Below are 21,000 nucleotides of genomic sequence, written 5' to 3' on the forward strand. Positions count from 1 at the left end.
CATGATCCGCAGTCGTGAAAGGCGCCGGTGCGTGGTGGCCGGTCGCGCACCTCCCCGCGCCCCCTACGGGGCGCTCCGGTTCGGGCGTCTCAAAGGCCGCTCACTCTCAACGTGAGGTTCAAACGGCCGGTCAGGCCCAGCTCCGGGGGCGCCGTCCCCGGGTACACCCTCGGCACCCCGTGGTAGGCGAGCCGTGACTCGCCCCCGAACACGAACAGGTCCCCCGACCGCAGCTCCACGTCCTGGTACGGCCGCGCCCGTGTCTGCGTGTTGCCGAAGCGGAAGACGCAGCTGTCCCCGAGGCTCAGCGACACCACCGGGGCGTCCGACTTCTCGTCGGCGTCGCGGTGCATGCCCATGCGGGCGTCGGCGTCGTAGAAGTTGATCAGCGCGATGTCGTACGACAATCCGCCGACCGCCGCCGGGCCCAGGGCGTCGGTCACCGCGCGGCGGCCCAGTTCGTCGAGCCAGGCCGGGAACGGCTTGACGGGGCTCCCGTCGCCGTCGACGACCGTGCGGGCGTAGGCGTACGGGTGCCAGTGCCAGCCCAGGCAGACCTGGCGGGCGGTCATCGTGCCGCCGCCGGGTGTACGGACCGTGCGCAGGCCCGCCGGGGGCCGGGCCCAGTCGCGGCAGGCGGCGAGCAGCGCGCGCTGCCGGTCCGGGCCCAGCCAGTCGGGGACGTGCACGGCGCCCGGTGCGAGGCGGGCGCGCGCCCTCGGGAACAGTTCGTCCTCCATGCCCCCATCCTGCCCGACCGGGCCTGAGCTGCGGTTCCGCTAGCCTGGACGCACGATGAGCGACCGTATGACGACTGCCTGGGGCGAGTTCGAGCTGTCCCGCTTCCCGGAGGATCCGCGCGACCGGCTGCGTGCCTGGGACGCCTCCGACGCGTATCTGCTGCGCCATCTCGACCAGGAGCGGACCGGGCTGTCCGGCACGGTCGTGGTGCTCGGCGACCGGTGGGGCGCGCTGGTCACGGCGCTGGCGGCGCACCGGCCGGTGCAGATCACCGACTCGTACCTCAGCCAGGAGGCGACCCGGGCGAACCTGGCGCGCGCGGGTGTCGAGCCGGGTGCGGTGCGGCTGCTGACCACCCAGGATCCGCCGCCGGACCGGGTGGACGTGCTGCTGGTGCGGGTACCGAAGAGCCTTGCGCTGCTCGAGGACCAGCTGCTGCGGCTGGCGCCCGCCGTGCACGCGGGGACGGTCGTGATCGGCACCGGCATGGTCAAGGAGATCCACACGTCGACGCTCCGGCTGTTCGAGCGGATCCTCGGTCCGACCCGGACCTCGCTGGCCGAGCAGAAGGCCCGGCTGATCCACTGCACGCCGGATCCGTCGCTGGAGCGCCCGGAGAACCCGTGGCCGTACAGCTACGCGCTGCCCGCCGGCATCGGCACGGTCTCCGGCCGTACGGTCGTCAACCACGCGGGGGTCTTCTGCGCCGACCGGCTCGACATCGGGACGCGGTTCTTCCTGGCGCATCTGCCCGAGGGCGGCCGCCGGATCGTGGACCTGGGGTGCGGGAACGGGGTCGTGGGCACGGCGGTGGCGCTGGCCGATCCCACGGCCGAGGTGCTGTTCGTGGACGAGTCGTTCCAGGCGGTCGCCTCGGCGGAGGCCACCTACAAGGCGAACGGCGTGCCCGGGCACGCCGAGTTCCGGGTCGGGGACGGGCTGGCCGGGGTCGCGGCCGGCAGCGTGGACGTGGTGCTGAACAACCCGCCCTTCCACTCCCACCAGGCGACCACCGACGCGACGGCGTGGCGGATGTTCAGCGGGGCGAAGCGGGCGCTGCGGCCGGGCGGCGAGCTGTGGGTGGTCGGCAACCGGCACCTCGGCTACCACGTGACGCTGCGCCGCCTGTTCGGCAACAGCCGACTGGTCGCGAGCGACCCGAAGTTCGTGGTGCTGAAGGCGGTCAGGCGCGGGTAGTCCCGCCGGTGAGCACGCCGATGATCCGGGTCACCTCCCGGGTCATCGCGTCCCGGCCGGCACCGAGGTACGGGCGGGAGTCGACGGCCTCGGGATGGTCCGCGAGGAAACGGCGGACGGACGCGGTCATCGCCATGTTGAGTGCCGTGCCGATGTTGACCTTGGCGATGCCGCCGGCGACCGCGGCGACCAGTCCCCCGTCCGGGACTCCGGAGGAGCCGTGCAGGACGAGCGGGACCGGCACGGCGGCCGCGAGGCGCTCGAGGAGGTCATGGTCGAGAGCGGCGGTGCGCGTGGTCATCGCGTGGGCGCTGCCGATCGCCACGGCCAGTGCGTCGACGCCGGTGCCGGCGACGAAGTCCCGTGCCTCGGCGGGGTCGGTACGCGCCCCGGGCGCGTGGGCGTCCAGCGCCGGCCTGCCGTCCTTGCCGCCCACCTCGCCCAGCTCCGCCTCGATCCACAGGCCTTGGCCGTGCGCCCAGGCCACGGCCGCCGCGGTCGCCGCGAGGTTCCCGGCGTACGGCAGCCGGGACGCGTCGTACATGACCGAGCTGAATCCCGCGTCCGGAGCCTGCCGGAGCAGGTCGTCGGTGCGGACGTGGTCGAGGTGCAACGCGACCGGCACGCGGGCGCGTTCGGCGGCCGCGGCGGTGGCGCGGGCCAGTGGGAGAAGGCGTCCGAGGCGGAACCTGACGGCGTTCTCGCTGACTTGGAGGACGACGGGCGCACCGGCCGCCTCGGCACCGGCGATGACGGCCTCCACGTGCTCCAGGGTGATGACGTTGAACGCGGCTACGGCGGACCGGGCTTCGGCGGCCCGTGCCAGGAGGGTGCCGGTGGGTGCGAGGGGCACGCTCACTCCCCGCCGGCCGGGGTGAGGATCACCGAGCGGGTGAGATGGCGCGGCCGGTCGGGGTCGAGGCCCCGGGCGGCGGCCACGGCGACCGCGAGGCGCTGCGCGCGGACCAGTTCGGCGAGCGGGTCGAGGACGCCCTGGATCCACAACCCGCCGGTGGCGGCGACCTGTTGGGCGAGTCCGGTCGGCGCGGGGCCGAACATCCAGGTCGCGGTGGCCCGGGTGGTGATGCTGATCGGGCCGTGCCGGTACTCCATGGCCGGGTAGGCCTCGGTCCAGGACAGGGAGGCCTCGCGCATCTTGAGCCCGGCCTCGCTCGCGAGTCCGACGGTCCAGCCGCGCCCGAGGAAGGTGAACTGGCCGCACTCGACCAGCTCCGGCGGCAGCGGAGTGGACAGCGCGGTCCGGGCGTCGGCGGCCACGGCGTCGGTGTGCAGGCCTAGGTGGGCGCGGAGCAGGGTGAAGGCGCTGGTGGCGAACCGGGTCTGAACGACGGAGCGTTCGTCGGCGAAGTCCAGGACGACGAGGTCGTCGGCGGCGCCGGTGACGGGGGCGCCGGGGTCGGCGGTGATCGCGGCGGTGCGCGTGCGCCCCTTCAACTCGCGCAGCAGGTCCAGTACTTCGGTGGTGGTGCCGGACCGGGTGAGGGCGAGCACCCGGCCGTACGACCGTCCGTGCGGGAACTCCGAGGCGGCGAAGGCGTCCGTCTCGCCGTGCCCCGCGGACTCGCGCAGTACGGCCGCGGCCTGGGCCATGAAGTACGAGGTCCCGCAGCCGACGATCGCTACCCGCTCGCCCGGCGCCGGGAGGGCGCGGGCTCGGCGGGCGGCTTCGGCGGCGGCTCGGGTCCAGCACTCGGGCTGGCTGTTCAGCTCCTCGGTGATATGTGACATACCACTGCCCCTCCACCTGAACATGAGACATCGTGCTTGTTCTTGCAAAATAGAGCCTGCTTTCAAGCACAATCAAGCATCCTGCCGAAAAACTAGGTGCGCTAGGGTCACCGGGAGTCACCGAAAGCACCGACGAACGGAGGCGGCGGATGTCGCGCGACGCCCGCTGGAAGGCGCTGCTCGAATTGCTGGTCGAGCGCGGCCGCCTCGAGGTCGAGGAGGCGGCGGCCGAGCTGGCGGTCTCGGCGGCCACCATCCGCCGGGACCTCGACCAGCTCGCCGAGCAGCAGATGCTGGTGCGCACCCGGGGCGGGGCGGTGGTGCACGGGGTGTCGTACGAGCTGCCGTTGCGCTACAAGACCGCGCGGCAGGCCTCGGAGAAGCAGCGGATCGCCAAGGCGGTGGCGGATCTGGTCGAGCCGGGCGAGACGGTGGGACTGACGGGCGGTACGACCACCACGGAGGTGGCCCGCGCCCTGGCCGTACGCGGAGACCTCACCAACGGTTCGCCGGCGCTGACGGTCGTCACGAACGCGCTCAACATCGCGAACGAGCTCGCGGTGCGGCCCCAGTTCAAGATCGTGGTGACGGGCGGGGTGGCGCGCCCGCAGTCGTACGAGCTCATCGGGCCGCTCGCGGACGGCGTGCTGGGTCAGATCACCCTCGACGTGGCGGTGCTCGGAGTGGTCGCCTTCGACGTCGTCCACGGGGCCGCGGCGCACGACGAGGGGGAGGCCGCGGTCAACAGGCTGCTGTGCGAGCGGGCGGCCCGCGTGGTGGTCGCCGCGGACTCCAGCAAGCTCGGCGGGCGGGCGTTCGCCCGGATCTGCGCGGCGGAGCTGGTGGACGTCCTGGTCACGGACACGGCGGCGGCGCCGGAGACGGTCCGCCGGTTCGAGGAGGCGGGAATCCGGGTCCTGACCGTGTGAACGCGAGCCGGCCTCCCGGCGATCCGACTCTCGGTCACCTCCCGCCGGTATGTCATATCCCGGTGGTGTGTCACCGCCGGTATGTCACATCCCGGTGGTGTGTCACATCCCGCTGGTGTCCGCGCTGACGAATCCCGCGCCCCGCTGGTCGTTGCAGCCGAACACGGGCCGGTCGGCCGGGTCGGGCCAGCTCTGCTGGGCCTGGAGGGCGACGCTCACCAAGGTGAGCAGCAGGTCGACGTCGCTCGCGGCGTCGAGTCGTATGGTCACCCACTGCGAGCCCGGCACGATCCGGATCGCTCCCGTGCTCTTCAGGTCCTTCGCGAAGTGCCGGATGGCACGGGTGGTGAGACGCAGGTCCACATCGCGGTCGGAGTGGAAGTGCGCGATCTCGCCCTGCGCCGAACTCACGCCCTGCCCCAGACCGCAGCTCGGTACGGCCTCGGCCAGGTCGGGCCAGGTCGCCAGTTGCGCCAGAGCGCGCGAGGCCAACGTCATGGGGCCATCATGGCCCGCTCACTCTCCGGTAACCAACCAGCGAGCAGTTATTAACCGAGCTGTTGCCGGACTCCGTCCGAACACAGACGTCCGGGACGAGTGAATGTCCGCAGGAATTCAGTGGTTCGAGGGACGGAAGGTACCGCGTCGACGTCCGGGACGCCCGTGTCCGACGTCACGTTTTGTGCGGGTCTGACACCCGGCCTACGCGGTGCGCCTGGCACCCGTCGCCGCGAACGCGTCGGCGGCGGCGAGGTCGAAGTCCCCGTGGTCGCTGCCGAGGCCCTGGGCGACCAGGGCCGCCACGGCGTTGCCGAGGACGGCGGCGTCGTGCGGGGTGCGGCCCAGGCCGATGCCGAAGACGAACCCGGCCGAGAAGGCGTCGCCGCAGCCGGTGGTGTCCACGACGTCGACCTCGAAGGCCGGCACCGGCTCGGCGCCCTCGGCCGTGACCAGCAGTGCGCCCTCGCCGCCCCGGGTGACCGCGACCAGCCCGGCGCCGGCGCCGACCAGCTTCTTCGCGCCCGCCACCAGGTCGTCCTCGCCGGAGAAGCCCAGCACCTGGTCGTCGTTGGGGAGGAGGTGGTCGACGTACGGCAGTGCGGCCGCGATCTGCTCGAAGCTGCCAAGGACGCCGGGTGCGAGCAGGTCCACGGAGGTCGTCAGGCCGTGCTCCTTGGCGAAGTGCAGGATGCGGGCGGCGGCGTCGACACCGATCAACTCCGGTCCGCCGAGGTGGAGATGGTCGGCCTCGGCAAGGGCGTCCCAGGGCACGTCGTCGACGCCGTAGGTGATGTTGGCGCCGAGCAGGTGCAGGGACGGCCGGTCGCCGTCCGGGCGGATGGGCAGCACGCTCGCCGAGGTGGCGGTGTCGGTACGGCGGACGAGGAACCCGGTGTCGATCCCGGCCCTGTGGAGCAGCTGCACGAGCATGTCGCCGGTCGCGTCGGCGCCGACGGCCCCGGCGCTGCGCACGGTGGCGCCGAGCTTGGCGAGGCTCAGCGCGGTCCCGCCGGCGGTTCCGGCCGCGGTGATCCTGATGTCCTCGACCAGGGTTGCGCCCTGGCCCTCGGGTATCGCCTCCACCGGCCTGACCAGCACGTCCAGCACGTGCACACCCATCGTGACGACTCTCATGGCTTGCCCTCCTGCAGGGTTCGGGTGGTGCCGTAGTTCCGGGCGATGGCGGCCTCGATCACCGCGAGCTGCTGCCGCTCGTCCAGGACGCGGGGTGTTCCGAGGGCCGCCGCGTGCTGGTAGACGCAGCAGGCCCATTCGAGCAGCAGGGCGTTCTCGACGGCCTTGTCGAGGGTCGGGCCGACGGTGACCGAGCCGTGGTTGGCCATCAGGGCGGCGCTGCGGCCGTCGAGCGCGGCGAGTACCGACTCGGCGAGTTCCGGGGTGCCGAAGGTGGCGTACGGCGCCACCCGCACGGTGCCACCGAGGGCGAGCAACTGGTAGTGGATGCAGGGCAGTTCGTCGACGACGCAGGAGAGGGCGGTGGCCATCGGGGCGTGGGTGTGGACGACCGCGCCGGCGCCGAATCGGCGGTAGACCCCCAGGTGCAGGTCGAGTTCGGAGGTCGGCTCCAGGGTTCCGGCGACCACCCGGCCGTCCAGGTCGACCACCGTCACCTGGCCCGCGGTGAGTTGGGCGAGCGCCGCGCCGGTCGCGGTGACCGCGACCCGGTCCCCCGCCCGCACGCTGACGTTGCCCGCCGTTCCGATCAGCAGGCCCGCCGCTCCCAGGCGGCGGCAGACGTCCGCCACCGCGGCCCGTTCCTGAACCAGCGCGGAGCTTGAGTCCGTCATGGCCGCGACGGTAACGTAAACCTGAAACAAAGTCACGTTCAGATTCAGAGGTGGTCGTGTGGCCGACCCGGCCGCCGAGGAGACCGGTGCCGTGCTGCGCCGTACTCCCCAACAGGCCCGCAGCAAAGCCCGGTTGGCGCGGGTGCTGAAGGCGGCCGAGCGCGTGCTGATCGCCGAGGGCGTGCCGGCCCTGACCACCACCAGGGTCGCGGTGGAGGCCGGGGTCTCGGTCGGCTCGCTGTACCAGTACCTGCCGGACCGGGACGCGATCATCGACGCGCTGGCCGCGACGTACTTCGCCCGGCTCGAAGCGGTGATGGAGGAGTTCGTGCGCGGCGCGGCGACCGAGCGCTGGTCCGACCCGGTCGGCGTGCTGATCGACACCTACGCCGGGCTCTACCGCACCGAACAGGGCTTCCGTGCACTGTGGTTCGGCAGCGGTCTGACCGACCGGACCCGCGCGGCGGACCGGGAACACAAGCGCCGCATGGCCGACGGCGTACGCCGGGTGCTGCTCGCGCTCGGCATCGCCGCCGACACCGAGGGGCTCGGCCCCGCCTGCCATGCCGCCGTCCTCGCCGCCGACGCGCTCGCCCAGGAGGCCTTCCGCCGCGACGCCGAGGGCGACGCCGCCCTCCTCGACGAGGCGAAGGTCATGCTGCGCGGCTACCTCACGGCCCTGGCCGCGCGGCGCGGGCGGTGGGACGACGGTGCGGCGGGCGCCGGTCCGCTCAGCGGGCCCGTTCCCAGACCGGCTGGACGCCCGGAGTCAGCGCCGTGAAGTCCGGCAGTTCGCGCAGGGCCTGCTCGGCGACGCGCCGGTGCGTGGACCGCGATGACGCGCAGCTGCCGCGAGCCGGTGTTGAACGTGACGACTTCCCGTGCGGCACCCGCAGTCCCGGCTCGCCGCCGCGGCCGAGCTCCTCGCCGGTCTCGGCGGCACCGGGTCCCCCTGACAGGGACCACGCCGCGAGGTCCCGCCGGCCGGTGGTCCGGGCCCTGTCCCCGTCCCCCGCCCGCCCTTGTCCCTGCCTCCGCACTCGCCTAGCCTGAGTTTGTGCCGCTGATAAACAAAACCCGGACGCACAACGCCGTGCCCGGAGACTCCCTCACCCGACTCCGTATCGCCCTGACCGTCTTCTTCGCCATGGACGGCTTCGTCTTCGCCGGATGGGTCGTCCGCATCCCCGCCATCAAGGAACAGACCGGCGCCTCGGCCGGCGCCCTGGGGCTCGCGCTGCTCGGGGTCTCGGCCGGGGCCGTGATCACGATGATGTTCACCGGACGGCTGTGCCGCCGCTACGGCTCCCACCCGGTGACCGTCGTCTGCGCCGTGCTGCTCTCCCTCAGCGTCGCACTGCCCCCGCTCACCCACTCGGTGCCGGCCCTCGGCGCCGTGCTGCTCGTTTTCGGCAGCGCCTACGGCGGCATCAACGTCGCGTTCAACAGCGCCGCGGTCGACCTGGTACGAGCCCTGCGACGCCCGATCATGCCCAGCTTCCACGCCGCCTTCAGCCTCGGCGGCATGCTCGGCTCCGGTCTGGGCTCACTGATCGCCGGCGTGCTGACCCCCACGCAGCACCTGCTCTGCCTCACCGCCGTCGGCCTCCTGATCACCCTTCTCGCGGGCCGCACCCTGCTTCGCACTCCCCCGCCGGACATCCCGGGGGACGACGCACCGCAAGACACGTCCGCACCGCGCCGCCTGGCACCCCGCACCCGTCTGCTGGTCGTCACGTTCGGTCTGATCGCCCTGTGCACGGCCTACGGCGAGGGAGCCATGGCCGACTGGAGCGCCCTGCACCTGGCGCAGGACCTGGGCACCGCACCCGGCACGGCCGGCATCGGTTTCTCCTGCTTCGCGCTCGCCATGACCGTCGGCCGGCTCAGCGGCACAAGGCTGCTCGAAGCCCTGGGCCAGACGCGCACCCTGGTGTTCGGCGGCACGACCGCCGCGGCCGGCATGCTGCTCGGCGCGCTCGCCCCGGCCCTGTGGGCGGCCCTCCTCGGATTCGCGATCACCGGGCTCGGCCTCGCCAACCTCTTCCCCGTCGCCGTCGAACGCGCGGGCAGACTGGCCGGCCCCGACGGCGTGGCCGTCGCCTCCACCTTCGGCTACGGCGGCATGCTCCTGGGACCGCCCGCCATCGGCTTCATGGCGGAGTGGCTCTCCCTCCCCACCGCCCTCACCACGGTCGCCGCCCTCGCCGCCACCGCCGCCACCATCGCACTCGTGACCCGGCGCTCGACCGGACACTGACCGGGATCGCCGACGGCAGGACACGGGCCGAAGTCCGCGCCCGGCCCGGTACGGCCCGGCGCCGGCTCAGTCCAGCAGCCCCGGTTCCCGCACCGACTCCAGCATCCGGGCCAGTCTCACCGTGTCGGCGGACGTCCAGTCCGGCGGGCTCGTGATCTCGGCCCACGCGCTCGTCGGCAGGGTGCCGTACCGGTGGCCGAAGCCGTCCGGGACGCTGTCGGCGCCCGCCAGGTCGCAGGCCACCTGCCAGAACGTCAGCAGCGGATACCACTGCATCGCAGGCGAGACGTCCCGGGCACGCGGCCGGTCCAGCCAGTCCGGCCGGTGGAAGGCGAGGTCGGGCGACCACCAGACGACCGGGTCGGAACCGTTCTGGAGGTAGAGCGCGCGGGGCTCGCCCCAGGGCGCGTCCGGGATGCCGTAGTCCGCCGGCACCTGCGCGAAGCGCACATGTGCCCCGTCGGCGACCACCGGCCGCCACTCGGGGCTGCCGGGCTGCCGTTTCGCGGTGACCGACTTCCAGAGCGGGTTGTCGTAGGTCGGCCCCACGAACAGCGCCCCGCCGGTCTCCGCGACGAGCGTGCGCAGGGAGCCGTCCACAGCGGACTCCATGGAGAAGGAGCCGAGGCTCTCGCCGTAGACGAGCAGTCGGGGGCGGGAATCGGCGGGGAGGGTCCGCCACTTGGCGTAGACGGCGTCGAAGAGGGCTCGTCCGGTGGCGGCGGCCTCGTCCTCGGTGAGCGCGGAGACCCAGCTGGGGAGGTAGGAGTACTGCATGGCGACCATGGCGGTGTCGCCGCCCCACATGTACTCCAGTGGCCTGCTGCCCTGGTCGTTGATCCAGCCGGTGCCGGTGGTGCCCATGACGGCGAGGATCCTTCGGGAGAAACCGCCGGTGCGTTCGAGTTCGCGTACGGCGAGGGCGGCACGTTCGTCGAGGGTTCCGGCGGAACGCAGGCCGACGTAGACCCGTACCGGGTCCTCGGCCGGGCGGCCGGTGAAGGCGGCGATGTCGGCGCGGGACGTGGCGGTGCCGACGAAGTCGCGGCCCTTGGCGCCCAGGGTGTCCCAGCGGGCGGCGGACTCGGGGCTGCCGGAGAGGGTGGGCAGCCCCGGCCGGTGGACGCCCTTGGTGGTGCCCTGGTCGGCGAGGGACGCGGCGCTCTCGATCGCGTCCAGTGCGGCGCGCAGCAGGAAGCCCTGGACGACTCCGACGATCACGAAGGCGGCGAGGACGACCCCGGTGGCGTAGGCGACGGGTCGCGGGACCAGGGTGCCGAACGCGTGGGCGACGACTCGGGTGCCGAGCCGTACCGTCCGGGCGGCCAGGAGCAGCAGCGTGGCGACGAGTGCGGCCACGACCGGGACGAGCGCCCACTGCCACCAGACGAGGTGCGGGGGCAGGGTCACCGCCCGGCGGACCTGGCCCTCCCAGCCGACGCTCCAGGCGGTGGCCGTGACCACGGCGGCGGCTCCGAGCACGGCAAGGGCGGCCCACAGCGCACGGCGGACCCGCCGGCGGACGCGGACGCCGGCCCAGCGGAGCAGCAGCCGGGCGAGGGCCTCCGCTGCGGCCCCGGCGCCGTAGCCGACGGCCGCCGAGACGCCGGCCGCGAGTCCCTGCAGCCACCAGGCCCGCGGGAGCAGGGACGGGGTGAGGGACAGGCAGTAGCACAGGACCGCCACCGCGATCCCGCCCCAGCACGGCCGCCGCCGGACCACCCGGTCGGGGCCCAGGTGCCGGCGCACCCGCTCCGCCGTCCGCCGGGTCCAGTCCTTCGTACGATTCAGCGCCTTGCCCGCTCCACTCACTTCGCCACCTCGGGACCACGATCTGTCACCGCACCGGCCACCGCATCCGGAAGATCGGGAAAAGGTGCGGAGCCGCACGAGGTGTCCCATCGTGGTGGGCATGACTCCGGCCCGGACCACCGAGCACACCACCCCGCCGCGGAGGACGACAGCCGGGCCGGCACCGCGTCGGGCCGGGGCCGTGACGGTGGGCACCTCGTGACCCGCCCGCCGCTCCGCGCCCCGGCCGGGCCGTGACACCCCGCCCGCCATGCCGCTCCCCCGGATTCCCCGGATTCCCCGGCTCCCCACCCGTACCGCCGTGGCCGCGGTGGTGGCCGTGCTGGTGCTCGCGAACCTGCTGGACAACCGCTGGGCCAGGTCCTGGATCCTGCTCACCGCGGTGCTCACCTCGGCCGTCCTGGTGGGGCTGCTGTTCTGGGCCGGGGGCGGCTGGCCGGAGCTGGGACTCGAACGGCACACTCTCGCGGCCGGGGCGCGTCGGGGAGCGGCCCTGATCGGGATCGTCGCCGCGGTCTATCTGTGCGCGGCACTGCTCCCGGTCACCCGCGGCCTGTTCGCGGACCAGCGGACGAACGCGCTGAGCGGTTCGGAGATCGCCTTCAAGGCGCTGGTCGCGGTGCCCGTGGGGACGGTCCTGCTGGAGGAGACCGCCTTCCGCGGGGTGCTGTTCGCGCTGCTGTGCCGACTGCGCACGGCCACCACGGCCGCCGTCCTCTCCTCCGTGCTCTTCGGCCTCTGGCACATCCTCCCGTCCCTGAACCTCAACGAGGACAAGCCGACGCTGGGTTCGGTCTTCGGGCACTCGGTCGCCGGGGCGGTCCTGGTGGACGCCGGTGCCGTGCTGTTCACGGCCGTGGCGGGCTGTCTGCTGTGCTGGGTGCGCGACCGCAGCGGCTCCCTGCTGGCACCGATGGCCCTGCACTGGGCGGTCAACGCACTCGGCTACGCGGTGGGGTTCCTGCTGCGCTGAGCGCTCCGCCGCAAGGGCCGGGGGGTGCGGTATCCCGACCGCGGCGCCGTCGTGGCCGGTCGCACAGCTCCCTCAGCCTTCGGCGGGTACCCCCGGCCCCGCTTTCGGGGCGCCGCCGATCAGCAGCAGGAACAGCCGCATCCGGCAGACTCGCCGCATGGAGACTGCTGAGTTCCTCGAAATCCTCGACCGGGAGGGCCGGTTGCTGGCCGCGGCCGCCACGGACGCGGGGCTCGACGCCCCGGTGCCCACCTGCCCGGACTGGCGGGTGCGCGACCTGCTGCGGCACACCGGCACCATCCACCGGTGGGCCGCCGGGGTCGTCGCCGACGCGGAGACCTCACCCCGCCCCGTCCCCGGCCTCCCGGACATCGACGGCGCGGACCTGACAGCCTGGTACCGGGACGGCCACCGCCGGCTCGTCGAGACCCTCGACGGCGCACCGCGGGACGTGACGTACTGGACCTTCCACCCCGCCCCCGTCCCCTCGCCGCTGGCCTTCTGGCTCCGCCGGCAGGCCCATGAGACGACCGTCCACCGATACGACGCCGAGGCGGCACGCGGCGGCCCGGCGACCCCGGTCGGCACGGGCTTCGCGGTCGACGGCATCGACGAACTGCTGCGCGGCTTCCACGCCCGCACCCGCAGCCGGGTACGCAGCAAGCATCCGCGAGTGCTGGGAGTGCGCGCGATGGACGCGGACGCGGCCTGGACCGTACGGCTGTCGGAGCGGCCGCCGGTCACCGAACTCGGTGCGCCCCAGGACGCTACGGCCGAACTCGCCGGCCCAGCCGACCAGTTGTACCTGGCCCTGTGGAACCGCGTACCGGTGCCGAAGATGACCGGCGACCCGGAACTTGCCGACCTGTGGCGGACGGACTCCGGAATCTGACTTCGTCATCTGGCTCCGGAATCCGGCTCCGGCCGGCCGACCGACGGCGGCGGCGAGCGGCCCGGTCGGCCGGGCTCAGCCCCGCTCGGCGGCCAGCATCCTGGTGAGCACCGCGCGCTGCACCGGCAGCAGTTCGCCGTGCAGCGCGCGCCCCTTGCCGGTGAGCGCCACCCGCACGCCCCGCCGGTCCTCCGGGCACATGGCCCGCTCGACCAGGCCGTCCTTCTCCAGGCGGGCGATCAGCCGGGACAGCGCGCTCTGGCTGAGGTGCACCCGCTCGGCGATCTCCTGAACCCGGAAGCTGCAGACGCCGTCCGCCGCCGGGCCGTCCGACAGCAGGTCGAGGACCTCGAAGTCGCTCCCGCACAGGCCGTGTCCGTGCAGGGCACGGTCCAGCTCGCACTGGGTGCGGGCGTGCAGGGCCAGGATGTCCCGCCATTGCTCCACGAGTGCCTGCTCGGGCTTCTTCGCCGCCATCCGGGCACCGTAGCAGAGAACCGTGATTGTTGCATCGTAATTAAATGCGTTTGCATTCGATGCATGTGCATGTAGTGTCTGGGTCCATGACCTCTCCGCTCACCGCCCCTGCTGCCGAGGGACGCTGGACTCCCCGCCTCTGGGGCACGCTCCTGGTGCTGTGCGCCGCCATGTTCCTGGACGCGCTGGACGTGTCGATGGTCGGCGTCGCCCTGCCGTCGATCGGCTCCGACCTGCACCTGTCCACCTCGACGCTGCAATGGATCGTCAGCGGCTACATCCTCGGATACGGCGGTCTGCTGCTGCTCGGCGGCCGCACCGCGGACCTGCTCGGCCGGCGCCAGGTGTTCCTCGTGGCCCTCGGCGTCTTCGCGCTCGCCTCGCTGCTCGGCGGCCTCGTCGACTCGGGCCCGCTGCTGATCGCCAGCCGCTTCATCAAGGGCCTGAGCGCGGCCTTCACCGCGCCGGCCGGCCTCTCGATCATCACGACCACGTTCCCGGAGGGCCCGCTGCGCAACCGCGCCCTCTCCATCTACACCACCTGCGCGGCCACCGGTTTCTCCATGGGCCTGGTGCTGTCCGGCCTGCTCACCGAGGCCAGCTGGCGCTTCACCATGCTGCTGCCCGCTCCCATCGCCCTGATCGCGCTCCTCGTCGGCCTCAAGCTGCTCCCGCGCAGCTCCCGCGAACGCGACCACAACGGCTACGACGTCCCCGGCGCGATCCTCGGCACCGCCTCCATGCTGCTGCTGGTGTTCACCGTCGTGGAGGCCCCGCAGGTGGGCTGGGCCTCGGCCCGCACCCTGCTCTCGTTCCTGGCGGTCGCCGTGCTGCTGACCGTCTTCGTCCAGGTCGAACGCCGTTCCCCCGGACCGCTCATCCGCCTCGGCGTGCTGCGCTCGGGCAACCAGGTGCGCGCCCAGCTCGGCGCGATCGCCTTCTTCGGCTCGTACGTCGGATTCCAGTTCCTGACCACCCTCTACATGCAGTCCCTGCTCGGCTGGTCCGCGCTGCACACCGCCCTGGCCTTCCTGCCGGCGGGCGCGCTGGTGGCGGTGTCGTCGACCAAGGTCGGCGCGATCGTGGACCGTTTCGGCACCCCGCGGCTGATCGCGGCGGGCTTCGCCTTCATGGTCGTCGGATACGCCCTGTTCCTCCGTGTCGACCTGAGCCCGGCCTACGCCGCGGCGATCCTGCCGTCGATGCTCCTGATCGGCGCGGCCTGCGCCCTGGTCTTCCCCTCCCTCAACATCCAGGCCACCAACGGCGTCGACGACCACGAGCAGGGCATGGTCTCCGGGCTCCTCAACACCTCGGTGCAGGTCGGCGGCGCGATCTTCCTGGCGATCGTCACGGCCGTGGTCACCGCCGGCGCGCCCGCCCACGCGACCCCGCAGGCGGTGCTCGACAGCTACCGTCCCGGCTTCCTGGTGGTCGCGTTCGTGGCCCTCGCCGGGCTGCTGATCACCCTCACGGGGCTGCGCACCCGGCGCCCGCAGCAGACCGTCGTGATCGCCAAGTCCACCTCCCTGGAGGCGGAGCGCGTGCCCGCACGCGACTGAACGGGGCCGCCTCCCGACGTGTGCCCGGCGGGGGCCTTTTGCCTCGCCGGGCACACGCGTCTCAGCCCAGCCAGCCGGGCCGTACCAGCCCCGACTCGTAGGCGAGGACGACCAGTTGGGCGCGGTCGCGGGCGCCCAGCTTGACCATCGTGCGGCTCACGTGGGTCTTGGCGGTGAGGGGGCTGACGACCAGGCGCCGGGCGATCTCCTCGTTGGACAGACCGATGCCGACCAGGGCCATCACCTCCCGCTCCCGCTCGGTGAGCCGGGTGAGGACGTCGGCGGCGGCCGGCTCCTTGGAACGGGCCGCGAACTCCGCGATCAGCCGCCGCGTCACCCCCGGCGACAGCAGCGCGTCCCCGGCCACCACCGCCCTGACCGCGCGCACCAGTTCGTCCGGCTCGGTGTCCTTGACCAGGAAGCCGGAGGCGCCGGACCGGATCGCCTCGAAGACGTACTCGTCGAGCTCGAACGTCGTCAGCATGACCACCTTGACGTCCGCCAGCTCCGGTTCGCCGGTGACCCGGCGGGTCGCCGCGAGGCCGTCCAGACGCGGCATGCGGATGTCCATCAAAACGACGTCGGGGCGCAGTTCACGCACCTTGTGCAGCGCCTCCTCGCCGTCCGCCGCCTCACCGGTCACCTCGATGTCCGGCTGCGCGTCGAGCAACGCCCGGAAACCCGCCCGCACCAGCGACTGATCGTCGGCGAGCAGCACCCGGATCATCGGTCCTCCCTCTCGTCCCTGGCACCCCTGCCGTCCCTGGCGTCCCGGTTACCCAAGGGCAGTACGGCCAGCACCCGGAAGCCCCCGTCGGCACGCGGCCCCGCCTCGATCGTGCCACCCAGGGCGGCCGCCCGCTCCCGCATCCCGGCCAGCCCGTTCCCGCTGCCGCCCGCGTCCGCACCGGTCGCGGGACCGTCGTCGTCGATCCGCAACCGCAGCTCCCCGCCCCCGTGTTCGAGCCGCACGCGCGCGTGCCGCGAACCCGAGTGCCGTACGACATTGGTGAGGGCCTCCTGCACGATGCGGAAGGCGGCCAGGTCGGCGCCGGGCGCCAGGCGCGGCGGCTCCCCCGTCACGTCCACGGTGAGTCCGGCGCTCGCCGCCTGTTCCACCAGTTCCGGCAGCCGCCCGAGACCGGGCGCGGGCGCCCGTGGCACGTCTCCCGGGGCGCGCAGCGTGTCGAGCACCTGACGCACCTCGCCGAGGGCCTCCTTGCTGGCCGCCTTGATGGTGGTGAGTGCCGACCTGGCCTGCTCGGGGTCGGAGTCGAGGAGCGCGAGTCCCACGCCGGCCTGGACGTTGATGACCGAGATGCTGTGCGCCAGGACGTCGTGCAGCTCCCGGGCGATCCGCAGCCGTTCCTCGTCCGCGCGCCGCCGGGCCGCCTGCGCACGGTCGGCCCGTTCCCGCGCCCACTGCTCGCGCCGCAGCCGGACCAGTTCGGCCAGCGAGACGATGATCAGCACCCAGGTGACGATGATCAGCTCCTGGCCGAGGCCGGCACCCCTGTCGCCCGGCGGCGGCAGCCACCGGTACAGCCAGAGCGAGATCAGCAGATGCCCGGCCCACAGCATCCCGAGCGCCGCCCAGGCGGCCCGGCGGTGCCCGGCGACGACGGCGCTGAAGCAGGCCACGGCGACGGCCGCGAAGACCGGTCCGTACGGGTAGCCGGCGGCGAGGTAGGCCAGGGCGAGCGCGGCCGTGCCGAACGCCACGGTCACCGGATGCCGGTGCCGCCGCAGCAGCAGGGCGCAGGTGGCGAGGAGCAGCAGGCGGGCATAGGTGTCGAGGTGCTCGCGGTGGGGCTGGGTGTGCGCGGCGAAGTTCGAGCCCACCAGCACGAGGACGGTCAGCAGCAGGGTGGAGCGCCAGGGCAGGCGGAGGGGCCGGATCCCCGTGCCGGGGCCAGTGCCGGGGCCGGGGCTGGTGCCGGGGCCGGTGGCTTCCGGGTGGGTCCACCACGGGGGGCCGGAGTGCCACCACTGGGCGGGGCCGCGCTCCCGTACCCGCTGCTCGTCCATGACCGCCACGCTAGACGCCGTCGCCCCGCGCGAGCGTCAGCCCGGCGAGGTGATCACGCGTACTCCCCGGGTAGTAGGTGGTGGCGGGCGGCGGGCGGCGGCCTGGTGTCAGCGAACCGCCGTCAGCTCCGCCACCTCGGCGTCGAACAGCCGGTCCGGGTCGAATCCCATGCCCGTGAAGTGGCCGGCGAGTTCGAGGGAGAGCACCCCGTGCATCCGGGTCCAGAAGGCCAGCGCCCGGCGCAGTACTCCCGGGGGCGCGGAGTGTCCGCCGGCCCACTCTCGGTGCTGGGACAGGTGTGCGGTGAACCCGGCGGAGGCCGGCGGGGGCGCCGCGGGCTCGGCCGCCGCGCAGACGTCGAGCAGCGCCGCCATGATCTCCCGGGCGATGCCGGTGATGTCGTCGGGCGCCCGGTAGCCGGGGACCGGCGTGCCGTAGACGAGGAAGTAGCGCTGGGGGTCGTCGAGCGCCCACCGGCGCAGGGCGTGGGCGAGGCCGTCGATACCGACGTCGGCCCCGGCGGCGGCGCTGAAGGTGTCGGCCAGGCTTCGGTAGGCGTCCCGGATCAGCTCGGTGATCAGCTCGTCGCGGCTGCCGAAGTAGCGATAGAGGGCCGGACCGCTCATGCCCACTTCCTTGGCGATCGCGTTGAGGGACAGACCCGACGCGCCCGACCTGGCGATCTGCTCCCAGGCGCGCGCCTTGATGTCCGCTCGCACCTGACTCCGGTACCGCTCGCGGGGGCTCATCGCGTCCGCGTTCGCCGCCATGGCCGTCACGCTCCTCTCGCACTTCCTCGTTTGAAGCTATCACTTTCGAGAGGGGCTCTAACAGTCGCGAGCACACGATCTGAAGTGACGGCTTGACACTCCAGCTAGGGCCAGTCATGTTTGTTATAGGTTCTAACGCAAGCGAGAGTCAATCCCGCTTGCGAGTTCATCTACACACCGTCTGGACGCGGAGGCCGTCGTCATGGGAATCGCAGAGACCGCAGGAACCGCCGGAAGCACCGGAAGCACCGGCGCCGGAAGCACACAGCTCGTCGAGGTCGTCCTGCCGGGCGTCGTTGAGCCGGAGGGCCTCCGTATCGAGCGCCGGGAGATCCCCGCTCCCGCAGCCGGCCAGATCGTCGTCCGTGTGGAGGCGACCGGCGTCTCCTTCGCGGAGCAGCAGATGCGCCGCGGCCGCTACTACGACCAGCCGCCCTTCCCCTTCGTCCCCGGCTACGACCTGGTCGGCACTGTGCAGACGGCCGGCAAGGGCGTCGCGCCGGAGCTCGTCGGCAAGCGGGTGGCGTCGCTGGTGAAGGTCGGCGGCTGGGCCAGTCACGTCGTGCTCGACGCGGCCGACGCCGTGCAGGTGCCCGCCGGTGTCGGCGCCGCGGAGGCGGAGACGCTGGTCGTCAACGGGATCACGGCCTGGCAGATGCTGCACCGCAAGGCCAGGGTGCGCAGCGGCGGCACGATCCTGGTGCACGGTGCCAACGGCGGCGTCGGCACGGTGCTCGTCCAGCTCGCCCGGGCGGCCGGCCTTCAGGTGATCGGCACGGCCTCCGCCCGTCACCACGCCGCGCTGCGCGAGCTGGGCGTGACCCCCGTCGACTACCGCACCGAGGACGTGCCGGCCCGGGTCCGGGAACTGGCCCCCGGCGGCGTCGACGCCGTCTTCGACCACCTCGGCGGCCGCAGCGTCGTCGACTCCTGGCGGCTCCTGGCCCCGGGCGGCACCCTCGTCGCCTACGGCAGCGCCACCACCAGGGACGACTCCGGCTCCAAGCAGCTCCCCGTGCTGAAGATCCTCGGCCGGGTGTGGCTGTGGAACGCGCTGCCCAACGGCCGGCGCGCCTGTTTCTTCAACGTCTGGGAGGGCCGCGCCCTCTGCAAGGACCGCTTCCGGGCCCGGCTGCGCACCGACCTCACCCAGGTGTTCCAGGCCTTCCGGCGTGGCGAGGTCACCGCGCGCATCGCCGCCCGGCTGCCCCTGACCCAGGCCGCCGAGGCCCTGCGGCTCGCCGAGTCGGGGACCGTCGCGGGGAAGGTGGTCCTGGTACCGGACGCCGGAGACGGGTCGTCGGCCGACTCGGCGCGATGAGGACCGCAGGCCCGGCGGTCGCCGGTTCGACGACCGACCCTCCAGCGAACCTCCGCCCAACGAACCTCCGCCCAGCAACCACGGGTTCAGCGACCACGGGTTCAGCGACCGTCCGCTCGGCCTTCGCCCGCTCGGCGCTCTCCACCGCTCCCGGCGAACGCGCCGCCGTCCGCGAAGGCCAGCCCGGCGAAGCGTTCGCCGATCCGGCGATGGGTGGCCGCGTCCGGGTGGAGCCCGTCGGGCAGCGGGAGTTCGGCGGCGTCGGCCTCGCCGTAGAGGGCACGGCCGTCGAGGTAGTGCAGGTGCGGGTCCTCGGCCGCGCGCTGGGCGACGATCCGGGACAGCTCGTCCCGGACGACGTTCAGGGTGAGCTTGCCGCTCGCGCGCTCGGCCGGGTCGCCGGTGGCGACGAAGGCGATCCGGCCGGCGCCGAGGGCGCTCAGGTCCATGGCGGTGGGGCCCGGCGTGTCCTCGTGCATGGGGCACAGGATCGGGGAGACGACCAGCAACGGGGTGGTGGGGTGCCCCTCCCGGACGGTGTCGAGGAAGCCGTGCACGGCGGGGCCGAAGGCGCGCAGCCTCATCAGGTCCGCGTTGACGACGTTGATGCCGAGCTTGAGACTGATCAGGTCGGCGGGGGTGTCCCGGACGGCGCGGGCGGTGAACGGGTCGAGCAGGGCGCTGCCGCCCAGCCCCAGGTTGACCAGTTCCACGCCGGCGAGCGCGGCCGCGAGCGCGGGCCAGATGGCGGTGGGACTCGCGGCGTCGGAGCCGTGGCTGATCGAACTGCCGTGGTGCAGCCAGACCTTGCGGCCGGGATCGGGTGCCACGGCGAGCGGGGCGTCGGTGCGCAGCGCGACCAGTTCGGTGGTCTCGTTGTGCGGCAACCAGATCTCGACGGTCTTCTCGCGCCCGGGCAGACCGGTGAACCTGAGGGTGCCGACCGGTCCGGGGCGCAGCTCCACGGACCCGGTGCTCATGTCGACGACCTGGACCGTGCCGCCGGACACGCTGCCCTGCCCGGCCAGGGTGCCGTCGACGAGCAGGTCGTAGACGCCGTCCGGGCGGGCCGGCGCGCCGACGTAGAGCCGCTTGGTGGGGAGGGTGTCCAGTTCGACGGCGGTGGCGCGGGTGCGGAACACCAGTCGTACGCCGGAGGGCTGGGACTCGACCATGGCGAGCTGCGGGTCGCCGCACTGGGCCCGGGCCCGGGCCGGGAGCCGGTGCGGCAGGACGCCGTGTTCGGTGCGCTCCAGGTCGAGGGCGCCGCGCAGGAGGCCGGCGGTGATCGGCGTGGTGATCCAGCGGGAGTCGGTCTTCATCGCCTCTGTATTCCGTCTTGCGTCGGGTCTTGCGTCGGGTGTTGCGGTCCGTGCGGGGGTCAGGCTGGTGTGGGCCAGTTGCGCAGCAGCGCGTCGAGGGCGTCGAGGACGCGGGTCCAGGACTGCTGACTGTCGGGGGCGCTGTGGCTGAATCCGCCGCTCAGTTCCAGGTCGACGTAGCCGTGGAAGACGCTGCCGAGCAGCCGGACGGCATGGGTCTCGTCGGGTTCGGCCAGGTCGTAGCCGCGCAGGATCGCCCGGGTCATCTGCGAGTGCCGGACGCCGGCACTGGCCGCGGCCGTCTCCGGATCGAGGCGCAGCCGGGCCGCCGTGTAGCGGCCGGGGTGGGCGCGGGCGTAGTCGCGGTAGACGTCGGCGAACGCGACGAGGGCGTCCTTGCCGGCCCGGCCGGCCAGCGCGTCGGCGGCGCGATCGGCGAGTTCCTCCAGCGCCAGCAGCGCGATCCTCGTCTTCAGGTCCTGGGAGCTCTTGACGTGCGAGTAGAGGCTGGCGACCTTCACGTCGAACCGTCTGGCCAGGGCCGAGACGGTCACCTGGTCGAAGCCGGCCTCGTCCGCCAGCTCGGCTCCGGCCCGGACCAGCCGCTCCGTGCTCAGTCCCGCTCGAGCCACACCCACTCCTCCACCTTCAGCTCTT

The 21,000-nt window shown here is 73.1% G+C and carries 21 protein-coding genes; 8 read left to right on the forward strand and 13 right to left on the reverse strand.

Annotated elements, in window-relative coordinates:
* Positions 1–89: 89 nt before the first annotated feature.
* Complete coding sequence (locus tag ACZ63F_RS24840) at positions 90–740, reverse strand: alpha-ketoglutarate-dependent dioxygenase AlkB family protein (RefSeq protein WP_469713791.1); 651 nt, start codon at positions 738–740, stop codon at positions 90–92.
* A 67-nt stretch (positions 741–807) separates the two neighbouring features.
* On the opposite strand from ACZ63F_RS24840, the gene ACZ63F_RS24845 reads away from it, so the two are divergent.
* Entirely contained in the window at positions 808–1,938 is a 1,131-nt protein-coding gene (locus ACZ63F_RS24845) for a methyltransferase (RefSeq protein ID WP_469713792.1), read from the forward strand.
* Here the strand turns inward: ACZ63F_RS24845 and ACZ63F_RS24850 are convergent.
* Entirely contained in the window at positions 1,925–2,791 is an 867-nt protein-coding gene (locus ACZ63F_RS24850; protein WP_469713793.1) for a class II fructose-bisphosphate aldolase, read from the reverse strand. The genes ACZ63F_RS24845 and ACZ63F_RS24850 overlap by 14 nt on opposite strands.
* A 2-nt stretch (positions 2,792–2,793) precedes the next feature.
* Positions 2,794–3,687, reverse strand: coding sequence for an SIS domain-containing protein (locus ACZ63F_RS24855; protein ID WP_469713795.1), 894 nt, complete (start codon positions 3,685–3,687; stop codon positions 2,794–2,796).
* A 149-nt stretch (positions 3,688–3,836) separates the two neighbouring features.
* Between ACZ63F_RS24855 and ACZ63F_RS24860 the strand changes: the two genes are divergently transcribed.
* Positions 3,837–4,616, forward strand: a complete 780-nt coding sequence (locus ACZ63F_RS24860) for a DeoR/GlpR family DNA-binding transcription regulator (protein WP_469713796.1) — start codon at positions 3,837–3,839, stop codon at positions 4,614–4,616.
* 102 nt (positions 4,617–4,718) lie between these two features.
* On the opposite strand, the gene ACZ63F_RS24865 is transcribed toward ACZ63F_RS24860, so the two are convergent.
* From ACZ63F_RS24865 to ACZ63F_RS24875, 3 genes are all read right to left on the reverse strand, one after another.
* Positions 4,719–5,114 (reverse strand): luciferase domain-containing protein, encoded by a 396-nt coding sequence (locus tag ACZ63F_RS24865; protein ID WP_469713797.1) that lies wholly within the window; start codon positions 5,112–5,114, stop codon positions 4,719–4,721.
* A gap of 204 nt (positions 5,115–5,318) precedes the next feature.
* On the reverse strand, positions 5,319–6,251 hold the full coding sequence (locus ACZ63F_RS24870) for a carbohydrate kinase family protein (protein ID WP_469713798.1): 933 nt from the start codon (positions 6,249–6,251) through the stop codon (positions 5,319–5,321).
* Positions 6,248–6,925: a class II aldolase/adducin family protein gene (locus ACZ63F_RS24875; RefSeq protein WP_469713800.1), complete on the reverse strand. Its 678-nt coding sequence runs from the start codon at positions 6,923–6,925 to the stop codon at positions 6,248–6,250. The genes ACZ63F_RS24870 and ACZ63F_RS24875 overlap by 4 nt, the downstream gene beginning before the upstream one ends.
* Positions 6,926–6,983: 58 nt before the next feature.
* Between ACZ63F_RS24875 and ACZ63F_RS24880 the strand changes: the two genes are divergently transcribed.
* A complete protein-coding gene (locus ACZ63F_RS24880) occupies positions 6,984–7,706 on the forward strand; it encodes a TetR/AcrR family transcriptional regulator (RefSeq protein ID WP_469713801.1) in 723 nt (240 codons plus the stop codon).
* Positions 7,707–8,018: 312 nt separating this feature from the next.
* Positions 8,019–9,185, forward strand: coding sequence for an MFS transporter (locus ACZ63F_RS24885; protein ID WP_469713802.1), 1,167 nt, complete (start codon positions 8,019–8,021; stop codon positions 9,183–9,185).
* A 66-nt stretch (positions 9,186–9,251) separates the two neighbouring features.
* Here the strand turns inward: ACZ63F_RS24885 and ACZ63F_RS24890 are convergent, their stop codons facing one another.
* Positions 9,252–10,997 carry an alpha/beta hydrolase gene (locus ACZ63F_RS24890; RefSeq protein ID WP_469713804.1) on the reverse strand — a complete coding sequence of 582 codons (1,746 nt, stop codon included), beginning with the start codon at positions 10,995–10,997 and terminating at the stop codon, positions 9,252–9,254.
* A gap of 250 nt (positions 10,998–11,247) precedes the next feature.
* On the opposite strand from ACZ63F_RS24890, the gene ACZ63F_RS24895 reads away from it, so the two are divergent.
* Both ACZ63F_RS24895 and ACZ63F_RS24900 read left to right on the forward strand, forming a co-directional pair.
* The gene (locus ACZ63F_RS24895; RefSeq protein ID WP_469713806.1) at positions 11,248–11,970 is read left to right on the forward strand and encodes a lysostaphin resistance A-like protein; all 723 of its coding nucleotides are present in this window, start codon (positions 11,248–11,250) and stop codon (positions 11,968–11,970) included.
* Between the two features lie 157 nt (positions 11,971–12,127).
* On the forward strand, positions 12,128–12,862 hold the full coding sequence (locus ACZ63F_RS24900) for a maleylpyruvate isomerase family mycothiol-dependent enzyme (RefSeq protein ID WP_469713807.1): 735 nt from the start codon (positions 12,128–12,130) through the stop codon (positions 12,860–12,862).
* Positions 12,863–12,937: 75 nt separating this feature from the next.
* Here ACZ63F_RS24900 and ACZ63F_RS24905 read toward each other — a convergent pair whose 3' ends face one another.
* Positions 12,938–13,339, reverse strand: coding sequence for a MarR family winged helix-turn-helix transcriptional regulator (locus ACZ63F_RS24905; RefSeq protein ID WP_469713809.1), 402 nt, complete (start codon positions 13,337–13,339; stop codon positions 12,938–12,940).
* Between the two features lie 86 nt (positions 13,340–13,425).
* On the opposite strand from ACZ63F_RS24905, the gene ACZ63F_RS24910 reads away from it, so the two are divergent.
* On the forward strand, positions 13,426–14,901 hold the full coding sequence (locus ACZ63F_RS24910) for an MFS transporter (protein ID WP_469713811.1): 1,476 nt from the start codon (positions 13,426–13,428) through the stop codon (positions 14,899–14,901).
* A 61-nt stretch (positions 14,902–14,962) separates the two neighbouring features.
* Here the strand turns inward: ACZ63F_RS24910 and ACZ63F_RS24915 are convergent, their stop codons facing one another.
* From ACZ63F_RS24915 to ACZ63F_RS24925, 3 genes are all read right to left on the reverse strand, one after another.
* Entirely contained in the window at positions 14,963–15,628 is a 666-nt protein-coding gene (locus ACZ63F_RS24915) for a response regulator transcription factor (RefSeq protein WP_469713813.1), read from the reverse strand.
* Positions 15,625–16,929: a sensor histidine kinase gene (locus ACZ63F_RS24920; RefSeq protein WP_469713815.1), complete on the reverse strand. Its 1,305-nt coding sequence runs from the start codon at positions 16,927–16,929 to the stop codon at positions 15,625–15,627. Before ACZ63F_RS24920 ends, ACZ63F_RS24915 begins: the two co-directional genes overlap by 4 nt.
* A gap of 108 nt (positions 16,930–17,037) precedes the next feature.
* Positions 17,038–17,700: a TetR/AcrR family transcriptional regulator gene (locus ACZ63F_RS24925; protein ID WP_469713817.1), complete on the reverse strand. Its 663-nt coding sequence runs from the start codon at positions 17,698–17,700 to the stop codon at positions 17,038–17,040.
* Between the two features lie 202 nt (positions 17,701–17,902).
* Here ACZ63F_RS24925 and ACZ63F_RS24930 point away from each other — a divergent pair, with 202 nt between their 5' ends.
* Entirely contained in the window at positions 17,903–19,021 is a 1,119-nt protein-coding gene (locus ACZ63F_RS24930) for a medium chain dehydrogenase/reductase family protein (protein ID WP_469713818.1), read from the forward strand.
* Positions 19,022–19,122: 101 nt separating this feature from the next.
* Here ACZ63F_RS24930 and ACZ63F_RS24935 read toward each other — a convergent pair whose 3' ends face one another.
* Together ACZ63F_RS24935 and ACZ63F_RS24940 are read right to left on the reverse strand one after the other, a co-directional pair.
* Positions 19,123–20,343, reverse strand: a complete 1,221-nt coding sequence (locus tag ACZ63F_RS24935) for a GDSL-type esterase/lipase family protein (protein ID WP_469713820.1) — start codon at positions 20,341–20,343, stop codon at positions 19,123–19,125.
* 59 nt (positions 20,344–20,402) lie between these two features.
* Positions 20,403–20,975, reverse strand: a complete 573-nt coding sequence (locus tag ACZ63F_RS24940; RefSeq protein ID WP_388713918.1) for a TetR/AcrR family transcriptional regulator — start codon at positions 20,973–20,975, stop codon at positions 20,403–20,405.
* Positions 20,976–21,000 lie beyond the last annotated feature (25 nt).

It is taken from the genome of Streptomyces sp. NPDC104761, from assembly GCF_055583445.1.